Here is a 17,253-nt window from a genome sequence, read left to right as displayed (position 1 = left end):
GACTACGGCCGTTGGAGAATTTTCTGGCAGTAACATGCATTTGCCGAAGGTTTGGCCGGACAAATAATCGTTTGTCGATTGAAGCGCGGATCATAAAACTGCGCGCCATCTAATAAAAACAACCGAGACGTACCCATGCCTTCCTGCGCTTCCCTGCGGCTGTCTGCTTCGTGCCTCACCCTTCTCTGTGCCTGCTCCGCGCCTGCCATGGCCGTGCCAGTCACCGACCACCTCGACCTGGGCGGTGCCATCCGAGCGCGCTGGGATTACGACCCGGATCGGGACATTCAGAAATTCAATTTCGACACCGTGTTCCTCACCGCCAAATACACCTCCGACAGCTGGATCGGTGCGGCGAAATACCGCTTCTACGGACACTCCTACCCCTATAAATACACTAAACACGTGGGCGACATTTCGTTCCCCGAGTACGCGTGGGTCGGCTATAAATTCAACCCGGATCAACAGATCCAAGTGGGCCTGAACCAGATCCCGTTCGGCTTGCAGCCTTACTTCGGCAGCACTTTCTTCGAGACCCTCGGCAACGTGGTCGGCCTGGAAGACGTCGAGGAAATGGGCGCGAAATACATTCAGCAAACCGGCGACTGGAACATTCAGGCGGGTTACTACCTGCGCCCGGCATGGCAAGGCAAAGGCACCAGCAAAGGCCGTACGTATTCCAGTGTCGTGTCGCAAGCGGACAGTTACGTCGCCAACGGCAGTGACAACCAGGAGCGCAACACCGTCGTGCTGCGGGTGGCCAGGGCGCTCGACCTCGGGCCATGGAAATCCGAAGTCGGCGTCTCGGGCCTGAGCTCTTCGCTGGAAAACAACGACACCGACCGCGATGGCCGACGCAACGCCGTCGCCGTTCACTACATCGGTAAAAACGGCCCGTGGGGCGTGCAATTGCAAGCCGCCCGCCAACAGATGTCGCCGCGCAACCCCGGCACCGACGAACTGGTCACCTTCGGCGGTTACGACGGCACCTACAACGTTGCCAGCCGCGCCAACCTGTACGTCGCCGACCTGAGCTACGATGTCGGCGGCAAATACCTGTTCGACCAGATCAGCGGCATCAAGCTCTACGCCAACTACAGCGCCTACCAGAAATCCGCCGCCGGCTTCGACGACTCCCAGCGCGTGATCCTCGGCTCCTCGTTCTCGGTCAGCAAACTGTGGGTCGCCACCGAATGGCTCATCGGCAAGAACGACCCGTACATCGGCGGCAGCGATTACAGCCAGAGCCTCGGCGCGGGGGGGAGCAATCAGTGGGAGAACCAGCTGTATGTGAACGTTGGGTATTACTTCTAAGTGCTGGACGCGCTACGCCCGCCCAACTCCCTCGAACGCCACATCCACCATCAACCCCGGATCGAGACTGCGAATCCGCTGCTCGATGTGGTAAGCCCCTGCCTCGGCATAGCGCAGGTACACGCGGCCGCAGGTCACGCATTCGCAAACCCTGCAGCGGTTGTAGGGAAAGAACTGTGGGGCGATGGGGGCGTCGGGTGACCAATAGGAGGTGTTGGCGGGATGGTATTCGTCGAGCGTGAGGTCTTCTTCCTCGGCGGCGATCAGGGAGCCGACTTCCCGCAGTTGGCTTTCTTTGAGCGAGACGGGAAGCCCTTCCCAGCCTGCGAAGGATTTGGACTGGCACGTGCAAGGCTGGTTGATGGCGTGGGAGCGTTGGGCGAGACGCATGAGTTCGGCGTAGGCGAGAGGCGTAAACATGGGCAGCAGACTCTTGGCAGATGAGGTCTTTCGAGGCGGTTGCATTGTGCAATGCCGCCCGCCTGGCTGCCTACTGCCCCTGCAATGAACGTGTGTGGTCAGCGAACGACACGTCGAGTGAGCTGACCGCCCGGAATCGGGTAGGACACGTACAGCCCGGATTCGACCTGGTCTCTGGACGCTTGCGCCAGGCCTCGCACCTGATTCGACGCTGTCATCAAGCGCTGGCGATCAAGCCGGCCATTTTCCACCGCATCGACGATGGCCTGAGCGATGTCGTCCAGACCCGAGTCACTGGACACCAGCAAAAGATGCGCGCCCGCTTCCAACGCTGTGACGGCCGTGTCGGTGATGCTGTTGCCGCGCAGGATGGACACGGCGTCCAGGTCGTCTGAAATGATCAGCCCATCGAACCCTAACTCCTCGCTCAACAGCCCAATGACCTTGCGCGATGTGCTGGCGGAGTGCTGCGGGTCGAGTGCGGGAAACACCGCCGGACCGGGCATGATCGCTTTCACGCCGGCCGCGATCACTTGGCGGAACACGTCCAGCCCCTCGTTCAGCGCTTCAAGGTTGTCCGGTACGAAGGCCCTGGCCACAGCAGGGTCGTCCTGGGTTTCATAGTGACCGGGGAAGTGCTTGGCCGTGGCGATCACCCCTGCCCGCTGCACGCCCCGGATGAACGCGCAGGAAATACGCGCGACTTGAACGGCATCCGGCCCCAAATGGCGATTGTGCAACCAAGGGTTGTTGCCGGTGACCACATCGACGATCGGGGCCAGGAACATATTGACCCCCATGGCCCGCGCCGAACTTGCCATCTCATAGCTGCGCGCCTCGATGTCTTCGCTGCTGAGCGTCTTGAGTTCATCTGCCGACGGCATACCGGGCACCAGCCGATGCAACCGTTGTATGCCTCCAAGCTCCTGATCAACGGCCACCAATACCGGGCCACCTGCACAGTCCGCGGCATGCTCGACGATACGGGAGAAATCCGCCTGGGCTTCAGCGCGGCGACGCTCGAAAGTCATCTTGCGCGCGAGGTATTCGTCGCGGGTTTCGCCCAACAAGATGGAAACGCCACCGTTTTTCAGGAAACGACGCACACCCTCATCAAGCGTGAGGCCGCTGAAAGCCGGTAGCAAGACGGAATAGGCTGCTCGGTGCAGTTCGGTCATCATGCTCGTTCTCATCAATAAATAGGAGCATTAATGCTCGTTGTAGCTCACTTTATGCTCATGAAAGGCATTGTCAAGCCGGAAAGCCTTCAAATCGAGCGCTCACTTCTCACCTGAGTGAGCACTGAAGTGACCATCCGTCCTGCGGCTCTTTTGTGATGTGTACGTTTCATGACCGCTGGAAACGCTTCTGTTGCCTGCCTATTCGCTGCCCAGATCAAGAGCGCGGGGAATATTTACGGGACGCTCTTTTCATTTAGCCGTTTGCTCGTCAACATACGCGGCAACTGATGAAGGGGGCGCTAAACGCTTCAATGAGAATCGATACCGTTCCCCAACTTCTCTCTTTCAAGTCGAGATAAAACAAACACGTGCGAGCCCACTTAAAGATCGAAAAATGATATCGGATTGATATTAATTTCTCGGCAGTGGCTTCACGTGATCTCACGCTTAGTTTCAGGATGAACTCGATGCGTCATTTACTGCTGACGGCTACGCTGGCCGTGTCGCTTTATGGCTGTGGTTCCACGCCGAACAATCCATCTGTCGATCTGGAAACCACCAAAGCCCCGGCGGACTACGCGCAATGCGTGTTCCCCAAGTGGCAGAAAATCAAACCCGAAACGACGATGACCGAAGGCAAGAACCACTTTAAGTTGCTGGTCTCCAGCAAAGTGTCTCAAGACGACATTCTCGAAGTGTTCAAAGGCAACCCCAACACCCGCGTGTTCTTCTATCAACGGGCACCCCTCTCTGCGGCGTTCGGTCGCAGCGCGCTGGAAAAAGCCGCTCGGGAATGTTTGTGAGTCCAGCCTGACCCTCCAATGGCGCGAATGGCCGACGGTGCAATCAGGCTGAACTTTCGTTTTTGCAATTCCCTCTGAGAACCGACACGTCCGATTTATCGGGCACGGTATCCACTGGGAGGCATCACCACCATGAGCACCACACTGAACGGCAAGAAAGTCCTGATCATCACCGCCAACACCGGGATCGAGCGCGACGAGTTGCTCAAACCGCTGGAGGCGTTGAAAGGCATGGGGGCAACTGTGACTCACGCGACCATCAAGGGCGGCGCCGCCCAGACGTTCCTGCACGACACCGAGAAAGACACCAGCGTCACCTCGGACGCCCGCCTGGCGGGCTTGTCCGCTGATCAATTCGATGCGCTGATCATCCCGGGAGGCACCGTCAACGCCGACACCCTGCGTCAGGACGCCGATGCCCAGCGTCTGGTCAAGGCCTTCGCTGATGCGGGCAAACTCATTGCCGCGATCTGCCACGGCCCATGGCTGCTGATCGATGCCGGGGTTGTGGAAGGCAAGACGCTCACCTCCTATCCTAGCGTGCGCACTGACCTGCTCAACGCCAAGGCGGCAGGCTGGGTCGATGCCGAGGTCAAGCAATGCGGCGCCAACGACTGGACGCTGATCACCTCGCGCACACCGGATGACCTGCCTGCCTTCAACGAGGCCATCGGCAAGGCGCTGCTTGCGGCATGAAGCCAGTGGCGTAGCCCGAAAGCAAAACGCACCGACGCCGCTTTTATAGCGGCGTCGGTGCGTCTGGAAGAAGAGTAACCCCAGCGGAAGACAGCGACGTACAGTCCGCCAGGGGAGTCTCGCACTCACGGGGTAGGAACTGCTGTTGGCCAACTAATTCAATCTTTCTTCGTTTATACGGCCAAAACCTCTCGTTTACGACAGCCTGTCTTCGAAAACGAAAATACTTGCAACTCTTGTCCAAACAATCACGTCGACATCGAAAGGCCAACGCGATCACCGCGGGTGCCCTGACGAGAATCGCCCATGATTGGAATCATTGTCCCCGCACACAACGAAGAGCTGTATCTGGATGACTGCATCAAATCGCTGATCGCCGCTGCCAGTCATGAAGACCTGAGCGGCGAGGCGGTCGAGATTCTGATCGTCCTCGACGACTGTTCCGACAGTTCGGCGCAGATTGCACGCGCCCATGGCGTACACACCCATCCGTGCAACCACCGCAACGTTGGCATGACCCGCGCAGCAGGCGCCCGGCGCATGCTAGACCGAGGCGCGCGCTGGCTCGCGTTCACAGACGCCGACACTGTTGTGCCGTACGCGTGGCTGGCGGAGCAAATCGCGTTCGGCGCTGACGCAGTCTGCGGCATCGTGCAGGTGGACGATTGGTCCGAACACACACCGCAGGTGCGTGAGCGATACGACGCGCTTTATCGCCCGGTGGATGATCACCGCCACATTCACGGCGCGAATCTGGGCGTGTCTTCCGAAGCCTACCTCCGAGCCGGAGGATTCAAGGCGCTGGCCGCCCATGAAGACGTGCATTTGGTCGCGGACCTCGAACGCATCGGCGCTCGCATCGTCTGGACAGCGCGCAACAGCGTGACTACTAGCGCCCGTAAGCACTGTCGATGCAAGGAAGGCTTCGGCGATTACCTGAATTCACTGGCGACTCAAACGTTATTAGGCTAACCCTCATAACGCATGCCGCCAGAATGCTCCGTTCGGCGCCTACCCTCGCATGCGCAGAACCCAGACCTCGGCGGGACCGTAATTGATGCAACCCTTGAAAAACCGGGCCAACCCCGGTGACGACACACTGGGTGGCGGCATGCCCAGTGCCAGTGTCGCCCTGCCAAAATCAGGTAACTGGTTCAAACGGCTGCTGGCGTTTACCGGGCCGGGCTACATGGTCGCGGTGGGCTATATGGACCCCGGCAACTGGGCAACGGACCTGGCCGGTGGCTCGCAGTTCGGTTATCTGCTGCTCTCCGTCATTCTCTTGTCCAACCTCATGGCCATCGTCCTGCAAGCGCTGTCGGCTCGGCTGGGCATCGCCACCGGTTGGGATCTGGCCCGTGCCTGCCGCGAACGCTACAGCCGTCCGGTGTGCATCGCCCTATGGCTGGCCTGTGAAATTGCGATCATCGCCTGCGACCTGGCCGAAGTCATCGGCACCGCCATCGCCTTGAATTTGCTGTTCGGCATTCCGCTGGTGTGGGGCGCGGTGATTTCGGCCATTGACGTGTTTCTGATCTTCCTGTTGATGGGCAAAGGCTTCCGGGCGCTGGAAGCGTTCGTCATTGCCCTGCTTTTAATCATCTTCGGCTGCTTTGCGATACAGATGGTGCTGGCCCGCCCTGACATGACCGAGTTGTTCGCCGGGTTCATTCCCAAGGCGGAAATCGTCACCAACCCCGCCGCGCTGTACCTGGCCATCGGAATCATCGGCGCCACGGTGATGCCCCATAACCTCTACCTGCACTCCTCCATCGTGCAGACCCGCGCCTACCCGCGCACCGATGAAGGCCGTCGCATCGGCCTGCGCTGGTCGGTCACAGACAGCACCATCGCCCTGACCCTGGCGCTGTTCGTCAACGCTGCGATCCTGATCACGGCGGCCACGGTGTTTCACAAGGCGGGCAAGACCGACGTCGTGGAAATCGAGCAGGCTTACCATCTGCTGTCGCCCATGCTCGGTGTCGGCATCGCGTCAGCGCTGTTCGCCATCGCGCTGCTGGCGTCGGGGATCAACTCCACGGTGACCGCGACCCTTGCCGGGCAGATCGTCATGGAAGGCTTTCTGAAGCTGAAGTTACCGGGCTGGGTGCGACGCTTGTTGACCCGGGGGCTGGCGATCATTCCGGTGATCGTCGTGACCAGCATCTACGGCTCGGAAGGCACGGCGAAGCTGCTGGTCTTGAGCCAGGTGATCCTGTCGATGCAACTGCCGTTCGCCATCGTGCCGCTGGTGCGTTTCGTCTCCAACCGCAAGCTGATGGGCAATCTGGTGGCCGGGCCGCTGCTGACATCGGTAGCGTGGGTGATTGCGCTGCTGATCATCGGTCTGAACGGGGTGTTGCTGGTGGGGATGTTTGGGGACTGACATTTGACACGCGAGGTACAAGGAACGCCGGCCATTGCGGCCGGCGCGCTTCCTCAGGTCAATGGCTGTCGCCGTGGTCGTGGCCCATGTCCATGCTCTCGGCCATCGATTTCGCCGGGGCATCGACCTGTACAGTCTCGCGCTCACCCTTGGCGTTTTCGATGGTGAGCGTCAGCGGCACGTGGTCCCCTTCCTTGATCTGCCCCACCAGCCCCATGAGCATGACGTGGTAGCCGTTCGGCTCCAGCGCCACGGTCTTGCCCGCTGGCAGCGGCACCGAGTCCACGGGCCCCATGCGCATGACGTCGTTGGTCATGCTCATCTCGTGGACTTGCACGTGAGTCGCCGCCGGTGACGCGACGCTTAACAGCTTGCTGTCGCTGTCTGCGGTGATGCGCATGAACGCGCCGGAGGACGGCTGGCCCGGCACGCTGGTGCGGACCCACGCGTCTTCTACCTTGGTTTCTGCCACCGCCGACAGGCTAATGCCCGCCAGCAAAGAGACAGCGAGCACGCGGCGCAGGGCCGGAATACGAAACAGAGCGGTCATCAGCAGACCTCCATGACAGTGAGCAAGTCTTCGGCACATTGCTTGGCGGTCAGCGAAGGACCGAGGCCCAGGCGCAAATTGCCTCGGGTGTCGAACACATAACTGGTGGCGGAATGGGACATGGTGTACGTGTCGCCGATCGGCACTTTTTCATAGAACACGCCGAATTCCTTGGCGACCTGCTGCGTTTGCTCCAGCGTGCCACGCAAGGCGACGAAGCTCGGGTCGAACTGCTTGACGTAAGCGTCGAGGATTTCCGGCGTGTCCCGTTCAGGGTCGATGCTGATGAAGATCACCTGCATGATCTTGCCTTCCTCGCCCATCATCTTCTTGGCCTGAGCCGCTCGGGCCAGGGCCGTTGGACAGACCGACGGGCACTGGGTAAAGCCGAAGAACACCACCGGCATCAGCCCGCGAAAGCTGGACAGGGTCTTGGTTTCGCCCTGGGTGTCGGTGAGCTTGAAGGTACGGCCCATGATCTTGTTGCTCAGGTCCTTGCCGTACTTGAAATCCAGGGCGGTGGTCGAACCGTCACAGCCCGCGAGCAGGCCCAGGCCCAGAATGCCCATGCCGGTCATCACCTGACGGCGGGTCAATAAATCATTCATCTGACAAACTCTCTGAAGCGGCCAGCGTTGGCGCCAGCCTTTGATCGCCCTCTGCGAATGCCTGTTGGCATAACGGGCGACACCCATCGGTACGCGAGTATGGCACGCCGGTTCAGGGTGCCTGAGGCGACAATCCGGGGAGGCAATGTCGGGGTGGTTTGCGCAGCAGGTAATCAGAACGGGGAATGAGCTTGCGCCGGCTTCGCGCCATCCAGCCGAGGCCAATGAAAAATACCAGCGACAGCGCCAGCGTCCCCGCAAAGGCACAGTCGGCCATGGACAGCTTCATGAGTTGGGCATGCTCGCCCATCTGCGCCATGTCCATGTGCCCGGACAGACCGTGCTGCTCGCTGCAGTCCACGCCGGGATTCGTCTGATTGAACGCCCGCAGCATCTGGCCGTGGCTCAGGCTGCACACAAGCCCACTGAACAGGATGAAGCCATACAGCATCCAGGCAATGAGCGATTGATGGGTTCGGACGAATTTCATGGGGCGCCATTCTACATCGTTGCCCCCGCACACACGTTTCGGCGCCGGACTGTCGGGTGCGACAAAACCGCGCAGGCCCTGAAGAACTCGCAGCACACCGCCGCGCGCACGGCGACCGACCCGCCAGGGCCCGCAAATTGTTTGAACCCCCAGCCGCCCGGAGTGCCGAATCCCATACGCAGCCTGCGCAGAACGTGCCGGCCAGAATAACAACGGGAGCACGCAACCCATGGGCCATGACGCACAAGGCATTGACGCGGTGCTGGCGGATTTCGCCCGCCGTCCCAACGTGCCGATGATCGATGACCACCTGCGCGAGGCCATGACGCTGTGCATCGAGCGCGGGCTGGATCGCTTGCCGGTGCCGGGAAGCGGGCAAACCCTGCTGCGCTGGCAGCAATTAGCGGCGGTCGGCGGCATCGATCTGGCACTGCTCAAGCTGTACGAAGGTCACACCGATGCCTTGGCCATCTTGCAGGAACTGGCGTGCGCACCGTTTACCGAGCCGGGCATCTGGGGCGTGTGGGCCGCTGAGCCGCCCTCGGCGCGAGTCGGGGTCAGTGCACGGAATGGCGATGAGGTTCGCCTGAATGGCCGCAAAGCCTGGTGTTCCGGCGCGCAGCAGATTGACTACGCGCTGATCACCGCCTGGACCGCCGATGACCAGCCGCAACTGGTGGCCGTTCGACTCGATCAGCCTGGCATCACCATCGACGCACAAGCCTGGCAGGCCGTTGGCATGGCCACCACCGCCAGCGTGGATGTGCATTTCGACAGCGCTGTCGGGCATTGCGTCGGTGAATCGGGCGCCTACCTGTCGCGCCCCGGCTTCTGGCAAGGCGGCGCTGGCATCGCGGCTGCGTGGTACGGAGCAGCGGCTTCCCTCGCACGAACGCTTCATCGACAGCGACAACAGGGTCGGCCCGATCCCCATGCAGATGCGCACCTTGGCTCGGTAGACGCTGCGCTGCATGGGGCATCGGCAGCGTTGCACGCTTGCGCGGCGTGGATCGACGCCCACCCTGAAGCTGACGCGCGTCTGTCGGTGCAACGGGTGCGGGCACAGGTCGAAATGGCGGTCGAGCACGTCTGTCGGCATGTGGGCCGCGCACTGGGGGCGACGCCGTTCTGTCGCGATCCGCAGTTCGCCCGTCTGGCCGTGGACCTGCCGGTGTTCATTCGTCAAAGCCATGCCGAGCGTGATCTGGCGCAACTGGGCGAACTGCTTGCCGCACGGGAAACGGAGGATTGGTCGTTATGAGTCAGGCGCAACCTTTTGGCGTCGCGGGCACGCCCTTGAGCCAATGGCAAGACAGCACCGCCTTGCGCGGCGCCCAGGTCATCAGTCTCGAAGCGCTGGTGCCGCCGGGTTCACGGCTGGTGGTGCTGGCCCCTCACCCGGACGATGAAGTGCTGGCCTGCGGCGGATTGCTGGCGGCGATGGCGATGGCCGGTCGGGAACAGGAGATTCAGCTGATTTCGGTCACCGATGGCGAAGGCAGTCATCCCGGCTCGTCACAGTGGCCGCAGGCGCGGCTTCGCGCGCAGCGTCGTCTCGAAAGCGAGTACGCGGTCGCCGCGCTGGGCCTTGATGTGTCTCGCCTGAGTTGGCATCGCCTGAGCCTCGTCGATGGCGGCGTGGCCGAAGGCTCCGAAGCGTTGATCGCGCTGCTGAGCGAGGACTTGCGCCCCAGCGACGTGTTGCTCAGCACCTGGCGCCACGACGGCCACTGCGATCACGAAGCCGTCGGCCATTGCGCTGCCCAAGCCGCCGCCAGCACCGGCGCAACGCTGGTGGAAGTACCGATCTGGGCCTGGCACTGGGCCGAACCCAACGACCCGCGCATTCCGTGGGAACAAGCGCGCAAGCTGATGCTCGGCGACGAACAGTTGGCGCGCAAACGCCGCGCCATCACCTCTCACGCCAGCCAGCTGCAAACTGACACCAGCACCGGCGCCCTGCCCGTGCTGGACGCCGTGACCCTGGACCGTTTGCTCCAGCCCTTCGAACTGGTGTTTCTGTGAGCCTGCCTGCTGATTACTTCGATGAACTGTTTGCCGACAGCGATGACCCGTGGGCCTTTCGCACCCGCTGGTACGAACAGCGCAAACGCGACCTGACCCTCGCCGCCCTGCCCCGTCAACGCTATGAGCGGATTTTTGAGCCGGGCTGCGCCAATGGCGAGCTGAGCCTGCGTCTGGCCCAGCGATGCGATGAGCTGGTATGCATGGACATGAGCGCCCGGGCGGTGGAATTGGCGCGTAAACGCTTGAGGCCCTTCGCTCGCTCGACGGTGATCGAAGGGTGCCTGCCGGAGGATTGGCCCGAGGGAACGTTCGATCTGATCGTCGTCAGCGAGTGGGCGTATTACCTGGCGCCTGCGTTGTTTGTGCAAGTCATCGAAAAGATCGTTGCCCATCTGACGCCGGACGGCGCCGTGCTGGCCTGTCATTGGCTGCACCCCATCGACGGTTGCCCGATGGAGGGTCGCGAGGCCCATGGTCTGCTTGATCAGCACCTGAAGATGCCACGCACATTGCAGCATGAAGAGCAGGATTTTTTGCTGGAGATGTGGAGCCGGCAGCCGGGTGGGATTGATCTGGATGAGCAGGTGCGGCCGTAGCCTCACGGCTTGCTGGCGATGGGGTCTTAGAGATCGCCACGCTGGCAAGCCAGGCTGCAACGCAAGCATCCGCGTATCAGGCCAGTCGCTCCTGTACAAACACCCGCGCCTGCCGCGTCATTTGGTCCAACTGCAGGTCGCGCTGTTTCTCGGCGTCGGTCATCGCCCGTTTTCCGTGTTGCTTCAGCAAATAGGCATGGATCTGCCGCACCTCGACAGATTGGTAGATCGGCATTGTGTCGATCACGCCCAGCAGGCCTTCGGTCTGGTGATCGCGGGTGTTCATCAGCACTTGCGGGCCGCGTGCGCCCAGCACCTGAAACCCCATCGCTTCGAAATACGGCACCCTCCCGACGAAACACGCGAGTTCGGCGTGCGGGTAGCGCGCCAGCATTTTCTGCACCATGCCACGGGCAATGCCGAGACGGCGCTGGTCGGCCTTCACCGCCATGTACGCCACCGAACAGGCGTCGGCATCGCCCTGCACCGGGAGGTACAGCAGGAATCCCGACACGACTGACGGATCTTCGTCGTCCAGCGCCACGATCAGTTCGACGGGAAAGCCACGGGAACCGTCCATGGCCTGCAAATATTGATGCACCTCATGGCCCACCCCGAATTGATACAGCGGATACAACGGGTTGCTCGGCGCGATGCCGACCATGCTGATGTCAGTGACGTAATCGACCACCATCTGCATGATCTGGCTGTCGATGGATTCGGGTGGCGTATTTTCGAGGCGTGTCAGGGTGAACATGGCAATCCTGGGTCAGGGTGAAGGCTGCGCGGCGATGGCGTTCAAACGCCGAACCCGCGCATCATACCCGTTCTGGCCTCAGACCTCGCCTGGCGCCTTTTCAGGTTTCGTCAGCGTCTGAGCGAACCCCTTCAAGGCATTCAGCCTTGATCGACTGGCGAACGCCAAACAACCTGAGTCGCCGTCAGACCGCAAGTGCCGCGGCGACGCAGGGTTTCTGTGGATTGAGTCGGTGCCAGACCGTAAATGTCGCGGCGACGCAGAACTCCTGTGGGAGCGAATTTATTCGCGAATTTCCGGGACAGGCGACACATCTCTATCGCCTGAAATGCCGCTTTCGCGAATGAATTCGCTCCCACAGGTTGAGTCGGCGCCAGACCGCAAGTGCCGCGGTGTGACGCTTCCACAGGTTTGAAGATCCGGTCCGCGATGGGACTCAGAACGACAATTGGCGCGGGTTGACGTCCAGGATCCTGGCCAACCGCACCACGGTCACACCCACCCCGAGGTGGCGCAGCGACGGCTGCACCAGCACGCAGTGGTCGTGGGGAGTGACGATGGGGGTGTCGCCGTCGTGGGCGATCACGGTCCCGGCCTTTTCGATGACTTCCAGCCCATGAAAATCCTCGGCAAACGAGAAGGCCATGCTGCGGGCGACCACCGGGCTGGTGACCTCCAGAAAGCGTTGCGGCTGTGAGGCAGCCGGGCGAATGAACTCCGCGACGTCCTCCTCCTTCACCGCCCCCGTCGTCACCAGAAAACGCGCTGCGGTGTCCAGCGCCACCTCCCGGCTGCGTCGGGAAAAATGCTGCCCGGTCTCGATCAACAACGCGTTCTTCGCGCTGGCCGGGTCGTCAAACCCGCCAAAATCACGCAGGCGACGGCCATTGGCGTGCCCTGCATCCACCACCACGGTTTGCGGCACGCCCAAGGTCGCCGCGAAATCCAGACCCTTGGATTGCGCGCCGCACATCATCACCGGCGGCGCTTCTTCGTGCATCGAATGAATGTCGAGCAACAGATCGACTGTCTCCACCACCGGGCGCAACTGCCGCGCCCGGCGCAGTTCAACCGAGTCCAGATCACCGTCCAGCTTGTCCGTCAGCCAGACCCGGTTCATGTCCTCGTCCAGATAACGGGTCGCGTCGATGTTCTGCGGATCGAAGCGGTGGTACGCCTCGACATTGCCGAACGCCAATGTCAGGCGCCCACGCACCGGGCGCAGTTCACGCTTCAGAAACGCGTCCACGGTGATCGCCCCACTGACTTCGTTGCCATGGGTCAGGGCCATGATCATCACGTGGGGGCCGGGCACGCCGCTGTCGAAACTGTGCACGTACTCCACGCCGTCCGTGCCGGTCTGCCAACGGCGGATGTCCGGAAATTCGACTTCGACGGGGTACGGTTTCAAGGCGGCGCGGACTTGCTCAAGGGTTTTCATTTCAGTCTCCAGCAGACAATGGCATACGCAGGCCGGGGCTCATTCGAGGCGCGGCAACAGGTGCTTCGTTGAAAAGGATGGATCAGGCAGGCGTGCTGTTTCGCATGCGCCGCCCCAGCAGAATCACGGCGATGACGCTGACCAACGAGGTGGCGACCACGTAGAAACTCGGGGCCAGCTTGCTGCCGGTGGCGTCGATCATCCAGGTCACGATCAGCGGCGCAAAGCCACCGAACAGCGTCACCGAAAAGTTGTAGCTCAGCGCCAGGCCCGTGCCCCGGGTGCGGGTCGGGAAGATGTCGGCGAGCATCGCGGGAATCGGCCCCAGGCACGCGGCGATCAAAATGCCCACCACCGCCTGCACCATCAGCAACGTCGAAACGCTGGGGAAGTGATTGAGCCAGACGAACATCGGATAGGACGACAGGCCGGTGATCAGCAACGCGAGGGTCAGCACCCGGAAGCGGCCGTAACGGTCGGACAGGCTGCCAAACACCGGCGCCATGATCATCAGCGTGATGCCGGTGACCAACGCACCCAGGTACGACGACGTGGCCGCGATGTTCAATTGTTTCAGGGCGTAGGTCGGCATGTACAGTTTGTGCACGTAGTTGAACGCGGTGGCGCCCGCGACCACGCCGATGGCCAACAACAGGCTGACGCGGCCCTTGATCAGCACATCCCGAAGCGGGGTTTTCTCTTCCACCTTGGCGGCGACTTTCTGGAAATCCGGTGTCTCTTCGATCTGGCTGCGGATGTAGAAACCCACCGGCCCGATGAGCAACCCGACACCGAACGCCACGCGCCAGCCCCAATCGCTCAGCTGTGCGTCGGTCAGCACATAGCTCAGCAAGGCGCTGACGCCCGCAGCCAGCACGGTCGCCAGCCCTTGGGTGGACAGTTGCCAACTGGCGAAAAAGCCACGACGGCTGGCGTCGGCGTGCTCGACCATGAACGCCGTCGCCGCGCCAAATTCGCCACCGGTAGAGAAGCCCTGGAGCATGCGGGCGACAATGATCAGCAGGGGCGCGGCGAGGCCGATCTGTTGGTACGAGGGGGTGAAGGTGATCAAGGCCGTGCCGATCAGCATGATCAGAATCGACAGGGTCAGCGAGGCCTTGCGCCCTGCCCGGTCGGCATAGGAGCCCAACACGATGGCGCCGAGTGGACGCATCAGGAACGAAATCCCGAAGGAGCCGACGGCCAATAGCAATGAGGTGGTTTCGTTGTCCGAGGGGAAGAACAGCTTGCCGATGACCACGGCGAAATAGCCGTAGATCAGCAAGTCGTAGAACTCCAGCGCATTGCCGAAGCTGGCGGCGACGATCTCTTTCCACGGGCCTCGTCGGGCAGTGGCCGGGGCGGCGCTCACGGTTGATGAATGAGGGGTCATGAAGAATGGCTTCCGGGTCTGTTTCACAGTGGGCAATCACGTTCGCGAGCCATGGCGGGCGAACTCGACGGCAGTCTTTTTTATTGGGTGAAAACAACCGGACAGTGACTGAAGGTCTTCGCCTCCATGACTGCCCGGCCCGGTGTAAAGGTGGATCAGGTCGGCGGGTTGGACAATTGCTGTTTGGGCACAGGGTTGAGCTTATTCGGCACAGGGGCGTAGGGATGGGCGTTTGACGGCGGGACGATGCGTTGATTATTTGCCGACTGCCCATAAACGGTGCGGTAGAACTGGGTCTGTAGCGGCACGTGTCTGGCTCAGACTCCGCAACACAGATGAACCTCTGTGGGAGCGAATTCATTCGCGAATCGTCGGGACAGGCGACGCATCTTCTTCGTCTGAACTACCGCTTCGCGAATGAATTCGCTCCCACAGTTGAGTCTGTGTCTGGCTCAGGCTCCGCAGCGCAGATGAACCTCTGTGGGAGCGAATTCATTCGCGAATCGTCGGGACAGGCGACGCATCTTCTTCGTCTGAACTACCGCTTTCGCGAATGAATTCGCTCCCACAGGTTGTGGTCCGCGTCAGGTCGCACATTCGCAGTGACCTGAAGGCCAGGCAATCAATCCGGGGCCAACCCCTCCCAGATGCGCATCACCCGTTCGCTGCGATTGGCGCGCAAGCGGTGCAGCGAGATGTCGAAACCGATCTGCATTTCCGGCCCGCCCGCGATCACCAACTCCCCCGCTGCCAGCGCCTCTTTGACCACCATGCGCGGCAACCAGGCCAGGCCACTGCCGCGCTTGGCCATTTCCAGAATGGCCTCGTAGGAATCCGCCTGATAGATCATGCGCAACGCCAACCGGTGGGGCAGCCGCGCCAGATGCTGGGCCAACACTCCGCGCAGCGACAATGTGGGGGAAAACCCCAGCCACGGAATGCTCGACACATCACTGCTGACGTCGATCAGAAACAGCGCTTGCCCCTGAGCATCCGGCGCGCTGACCGGGAGCAATTCTTCCCGGGCCAGCACCCGTGAATCGAAGCGCTCGCTGTCGATCAGAATGCGCGTCAGCGGGCTTGAGAAAATCAGCTGCAAGTCCACCTCCCCGGCGCTCAACTTGGTGATCGCTTCCTGCGCTCCGCCCGTCACCAGCGACACGGGAAATGCGCCGAACTGCGCATGCAGCGACTGATACCAGTCCGGGAAAAACACGCTGGCCAAGGTGCGGCCCGTGGCGATGCGCAGCGGCTCGTCGCGGTTCATGCCGAGGTTCTGAAACTGCGCGCGGGCGGCCAGCAGCAGCTCCATCGATTGCGTCGCGGCGTCGAGAAACAGCAAGCCGGCGGGGGTCAGCGACAGTGGCTGTTTGCGCTCCACCAAGGGCACACCGACCCAGTCCTCCAGTGCACGAATCCGCCGCCCGAACGCTGGGTGGGTCACGCAACGAATTTCGGCCGCCCGCGACAAGCTGCGGGTGCGCGCCAGCTCAATGAAATCTTCCAGCCATTCCAGTTGCATCGAGTGTCCTGTTCAGCGTTGTCGGCAGATGAAGCATTTGCGCACAAGCGCCCGCCGTTGTCATGGGGGGCCGCGTAAGACACGGGTGGGCAATCCGCCCGACGCTGCGCCTTACGTTAGCCGCGTCGATGCCCAAGCCCGCACGGCGTCGGCGAACAACCGCAAGGCCATGGGCGGGTGCCGGTTCGCCGGGTAGTACAAGCAGGTGCCGGGATAGACCGGACCCCACTCGGGCAGAAGATGCACCAGCCTGCCCGCTTGCAGATGCTCTTCAATTTGACCCAGCGGCAACCAGGCAATCGCGATGCCCGCCAGCGCCGCCTCAATCATCACGTTGACGTTGTCCATGGTCAGCGGGCCATCGACGTCGATGCTCGCGCTCTGCCCCAGGTATTCGAAATCCCAGCGAAACAGCGCCCCGCTGGCAAACTTGAAACGGACGCAGCGGTGTTGCTTGAGGTCATGGGGCACATCGGGCGCGGGGTGGTGCTGCAAATATTCGGGCGACGCCACCGCACCAAAATGCACATCGGCGCCAAACCTCACGGCGATCATGTCCTTGGGCACGTCTTCGAACACCCGGACACCGGCATCGAACCCCTCGCCGACGATGTCCACGAAACGGCTGTCCGCCACGAACCCGATGTGGATCTGCGGATAGGTTCGCAGGAAATCCGGCACCACGTGACGCACCAACAGTTTGATCGACGACTCCGAAGCACTGATGCGAATCGACCCCGACGGGGTGTTCCGCGCCGAGGTGACTTCGTTGACCACGTTGGTGAGGTCAGCGAGCAGTGGCCGCACCCCTTGCAACAGTTGCTCACCCGCTTCGGTCAGGGCCACCGACCGCGTGGTGCGGTTGAACAGGCGCATCTCCAGCCGCGCCTCCAGGTTGCGCATCGAGTGGCTCAGCGCCGAGGGCGAGACCCCGAGCACCCGTGCTGCGCCGCTGAAACTCTGGTGTTCGGCGATGGCGATGAACGCCGTCAATTCGGGCAAGTCGGCGCGGATCACTTGTGAATTCCCCTCAGCGAGTCATGCAACGGTTGGCGGATTGTTGAGGAG

General features: G+C 61.7%; 19 protein-coding genes. 8 read left to right on the top strand and 11 right to left on the bottom strand.

The genetic code is table 11. The annotated features are described in order from the left end of the window. The first annotated feature begins 135 nt into the window (after positions 1 to 135). The gene (locus GVN17_RS23670; protein ID WP_166597692.1) at positions 136 to 1,314 is read left to right on the top strand and encodes a hypothetical protein; all 1,179 of its coding nucleotides are present in this window, start codon (positions 136 to 138) and stop codon (positions 1,312 to 1,314) included. Between the two features lie 12 nt (positions 1,315 to 1,326). Here GVN17_RS23670 and GVN17_RS23665 read toward each other — a convergent pair whose 3' ends face one another. Both GVN17_RS23665 and GVN17_RS23660 read right to left on the bottom strand, forming a co-directional pair. After that, positions 1,327 to 1,734, bottom strand: a complete 408-nt coding sequence (locus GVN17_RS23665) for a hypothetical protein (RefSeq protein ID WP_166597691.1) — start codon at positions 1,732 to 1,734, stop codon at positions 1,327 to 1,329. 98 nt (positions 1,735 to 1,832) lie between these two features. After that, positions 1,833 to 2,915: a glycoside hydrolase family 3 N-terminal domain-containing protein gene (locus tag GVN17_RS23660; RefSeq protein ID WP_166597690.1), complete on the bottom strand. Its 1,083-nt coding sequence runs from the start codon at positions 2,913 to 2,915 to the stop codon at positions 1,833 to 1,835. A gap of 467 nt (positions 2,916 to 3,382) precedes the next feature. Between GVN17_RS23660 and GVN17_RS23655 the strand changes: the two genes are divergently transcribed. The 4 genes from GVN17_RS23655 (at position 3,383) to GVN17_RS23640 (ending at position 6,800) form a co-directional block, all read left to right on the top strand. Then, complete coding sequence (locus tag GVN17_RS23655; protein WP_166597689.1) at positions 3,383 to 3,718, top strand: hypothetical protein; 336 nt, start codon at positions 3,383 to 3,385, stop codon at positions 3,716 to 3,718. A gap of 132 nt (positions 3,719 to 3,850) precedes the next feature. Next, entirely contained in the window at positions 3,851 to 4,414 is a 564-nt protein-coding gene (locus GVN17_RS23650; RefSeq protein ID WP_166597688.1) for a type 1 glutamine amidotransferase domain-containing protein, read from the top strand. A gap of 306 nt (positions 4,415 to 4,720) precedes the next feature. Further along, the gene (locus GVN17_RS23645; protein WP_166597687.1) at positions 4,721 to 5,386 is read left to right on the top strand and encodes a glycosyltransferase family 2 protein; all 666 of its coding nucleotides are present in this window, start codon (positions 4,721 to 4,723) and stop codon (positions 5,384 to 5,386) included. A gap of 139 nt (positions 5,387 to 5,525) precedes the next feature. Further along, a complete protein-coding gene (locus GVN17_RS23640; RefSeq protein WP_218576385.1) occupies positions 5,526 to 6,800 on the top strand; it encodes an Nramp family divalent metal transporter in 1,275 nt (424 codons plus the stop codon). Between the two features lie 58 nt (positions 6,801 to 6,858). On the opposite strand, the gene GVN17_RS23635 is transcribed toward GVN17_RS23640, so the two are convergent. The 3 genes from GVN17_RS23635 to GVN17_RS23625 all read right to left on the bottom strand — a co-directional run bounded on the left by GVN17_RS23635 (position 6,859) and on the right by GVN17_RS23625 (position 8,448). Next, the gene (locus GVN17_RS23635; protein WP_166597685.1) at positions 6,859 to 7,350 is read right to left on the bottom strand and encodes a copper chaperone PCu(A)C; all 492 of its coding nucleotides are present in this window, start codon (positions 7,348 to 7,350) and stop codon (positions 6,859 to 6,861) included. Next, entirely contained in the window at positions 7,350 to 7,958 is a 609-nt protein-coding gene (locus GVN17_RS23630; RefSeq protein WP_166597684.1) for an SCO family protein, read from the bottom strand. Before GVN17_RS23630 ends, GVN17_RS23635 begins: the two co-directional genes overlap by 1 nt. 112 nt (positions 7,959 to 8,070) lie before the next feature. Continuing rightward, positions 8,071 to 8,448, bottom strand: coding sequence for a DUF2946 domain-containing protein (locus GVN17_RS23625; RefSeq protein ID WP_166597683.1), 378 nt, complete (start codon positions 8,446 to 8,448; stop codon positions 8,071 to 8,073). Between the two features lie 229 nt (positions 8,449 to 8,677). Here GVN17_RS23625 and GVN17_RS23620 point away from each other — a divergent pair, with 229 nt between their 5' ends. The 3 genes from GVN17_RS23620 to GVN17_RS23610 are packed head-to-tail and all read left to right on the top strand — an operon-like array spanning position 8,678 to position 11,072. Beyond that, positions 8,678 to 9,709: an acyl-CoA dehydrogenase family protein gene (locus tag GVN17_RS23620; RefSeq protein ID WP_166597682.1), complete on the top strand. Its 1,032-nt coding sequence runs from the start codon at positions 8,678 to 8,680 to the stop codon at positions 9,707 to 9,709. Further along, entirely contained in the window at positions 9,706 to 10,473 is a 768-nt protein-coding gene (locus GVN17_RS23615) for a PIG-L deacetylase family protein (RefSeq protein ID WP_166597681.1), read from the top strand. The genes GVN17_RS23620 and GVN17_RS23615 overlap by 4 nt, the downstream gene beginning before the upstream one ends. Beyond that, positions 10,470 to 11,072, top strand: coding sequence for a class I SAM-dependent methyltransferase (locus GVN17_RS23610; protein WP_166597680.1), 603 nt, complete (start codon positions 10,470 to 10,472; stop codon positions 11,070 to 11,072). The genes GVN17_RS23615 and GVN17_RS23610 overlap by 4 nt, the downstream gene beginning before the upstream one ends. Before the next feature lie 76 nt (positions 11,073 to 11,148). Here the strand turns inward: GVN17_RS23610 and GVN17_RS23605 are convergent, their stop codons facing one another. The 6 genes from GVN17_RS23605 to GVN17_RS23580 form a co-directional block, all read right to left on the bottom strand. Further along, complete coding sequence (locus GVN17_RS23605) at positions 11,149 to 11,829, bottom strand: GNAT family N-acetyltransferase (protein ID WP_166597679.1); 681 nt, start codon at positions 11,827 to 11,829, stop codon at positions 11,149 to 11,151. A gap of 436 nt (positions 11,830 to 12,265) precedes the next feature. Next, positions 12,266 to 13,270 (bottom strand): M14 family metallopeptidase, encoded by a 1,005-nt coding sequence (locus GVN17_RS23600; RefSeq protein ID WP_166597678.1) that lies wholly within the window; start codon positions 13,268 to 13,270, stop codon positions 12,266 to 12,268. An 82-nt stretch (positions 13,271 to 13,352) separates the two neighbouring features. Continuing rightward, on the bottom strand, positions 13,353 to 14,663 hold the full coding sequence (locus GVN17_RS23595) for an MFS transporter (protein WP_166597677.1): 1,311 nt from the start codon (positions 14,661 to 14,663) through the stop codon (positions 13,353 to 13,355). A gap of 155 nt (positions 14,664 to 14,818) precedes the next feature. Beyond that, positions 14,819 to 14,971 carry a hypothetical protein gene (locus tag GVN17_RS23590; RefSeq protein WP_166597676.1) on the bottom strand — a complete coding sequence of 51 codons (153 nt, stop codon included), beginning with the start codon at positions 14,969 to 14,971 and terminating at the stop codon, positions 14,819 to 14,821. Positions 14,972 to 15,285: 314 nt separating this feature from the next. Further along, a complete protein-coding gene (locus tag GVN17_RS23585) occupies positions 15,286 to 16,185 on the bottom strand; it encodes a LysR family transcriptional regulator (protein WP_166597675.1) in 900 nt (299 codons plus the stop codon). A gap of 111 nt (positions 16,186 to 16,296) precedes the next feature. Beyond that, a complete protein-coding gene (locus tag GVN17_RS23580; protein ID WP_166597674.1) occupies positions 16,297 to 17,202 on the bottom strand; it encodes a LysR family transcriptional regulator in 906 nt (301 codons plus the stop codon). Positions 17,203 to 17,253: the final 51 nt, after the last annotated feature.

Source organism: Pseudomonas sp. SLFW, from assembly GCF_009905615.1.
Taxonomy (GTDB): domain Bacteria; phylum Pseudomonadota; class Gammaproteobacteria; order Pseudomonadales; family Pseudomonadaceae; genus Aquipseudomonas; species Aquipseudomonas bambusae.
Note: the sequence above shows the minus strand (reverse complement) of the source record. Positions and strands in the feature narration are given on the sequence as shown.

Bases quoted from the DNA above. Each gene is read 5' to 3' on its own strand.
- GVN17_RS23635 (WP_166597685.1), bottom strand. From the start codon at position 7,350: ATGACCGCTCTGTTTCGTATTCCGGCCCTGCGCCGCGTGCTCGCTGTC.
- GVN17_RS23655 (WP_166597689.1), top strand. From the start codon at position 3,383: ATGCGTCATTTACTGCTGACGGCTACGCTGGCCGTGTCGCTTTATGGC.
- GVN17_RS23600 (WP_166597678.1), bottom strand. From the start codon at position 13,270: ATGAAAACCCTTGAGCAAGTCCGCGCCGCCTTGAAACCGTACCCCGTC.
- GVN17_RS23645 (WP_166597687.1), top strand. From the start codon at position 4,721: ATGATTGGAATCATTGTCCCCGCACACAACGAAGAGCTGTATCTGGAT.
- GVN17_RS23595 (WP_166597677.1), bottom strand. From the start codon at position 14,663: ATGACCCCTCATTCATCAACCGTGAGCGCCGCCCCGGCCACTGCCCGA.
- GVN17_RS23585 (WP_166597675.1), bottom strand. From the start codon at position 16,185: ATGCAACTGGAATGGCTGGAAGATTTCATTGAGCTGGCGCGCACCCGC.
- GVN17_RS23630 (WP_166597684.1), bottom strand. From the start codon at position 7,958: ATGAATGATTTATTGACCCGCCGTCAGGTGATGACCGGCATGGGCATT.
- GVN17_RS23625 (WP_166597683.1), bottom strand. From the start codon at position 8,448: ATGAAATTCGTCCGAACCCATCAATCGCTCATTGCCTGGATGCTGTAT.
- GVN17_RS23640 (WP_218576385.1), top strand. From the start codon at position 5,526: ATGCCCAGTGCCAGTGTCGCCCTGCCAAAATCAGGTAACTGGTTCAAA.
- GVN17_RS23665 (WP_166597691.1), bottom strand. From the start codon at position 1,734: ATGTTTACGCCTCTCGCCTACGCCGAACTCATGCGTCTCGCCCAACGC.
- GVN17_RS23670 (WP_166597692.1), top strand. From the start codon at position 136: ATGCCTTCCTGCGCTTCCCTGCGGCTGTCTGCTTCGTGCCTCACCCTT.
- GVN17_RS23615 (WP_166597681.1), top strand. From the start codon at position 9,706: ATGAGTCAGGCGCAACCTTTTGGCGTCGCGGGCACGCCCTTGAGCCAA.
- GVN17_RS23620 (WP_166597682.1), top strand. From the start codon at position 8,678: ATGGGCCATGACGCACAAGGCATTGACGCGGTGCTGGCGGATTTCGCC.
- GVN17_RS23650 (WP_166597688.1), top strand. From the start codon at position 3,851: ATGAGCACCACACTGAACGGCAAGAAAGTCCTGATCATCACCGCCAAC.
- GVN17_RS23605 (WP_166597679.1), bottom strand. From the start codon at position 11,829: ATGTTCACCCTGACACGCCTCGAAAATACGCCACCCGAATCCATCGAC.
- GVN17_RS23660 (WP_166597690.1), bottom strand. From the start codon at position 2,915: ATGATGACCGAACTGCACCGAGCAGCCTATTCCGTCTTGCTACCGGCT.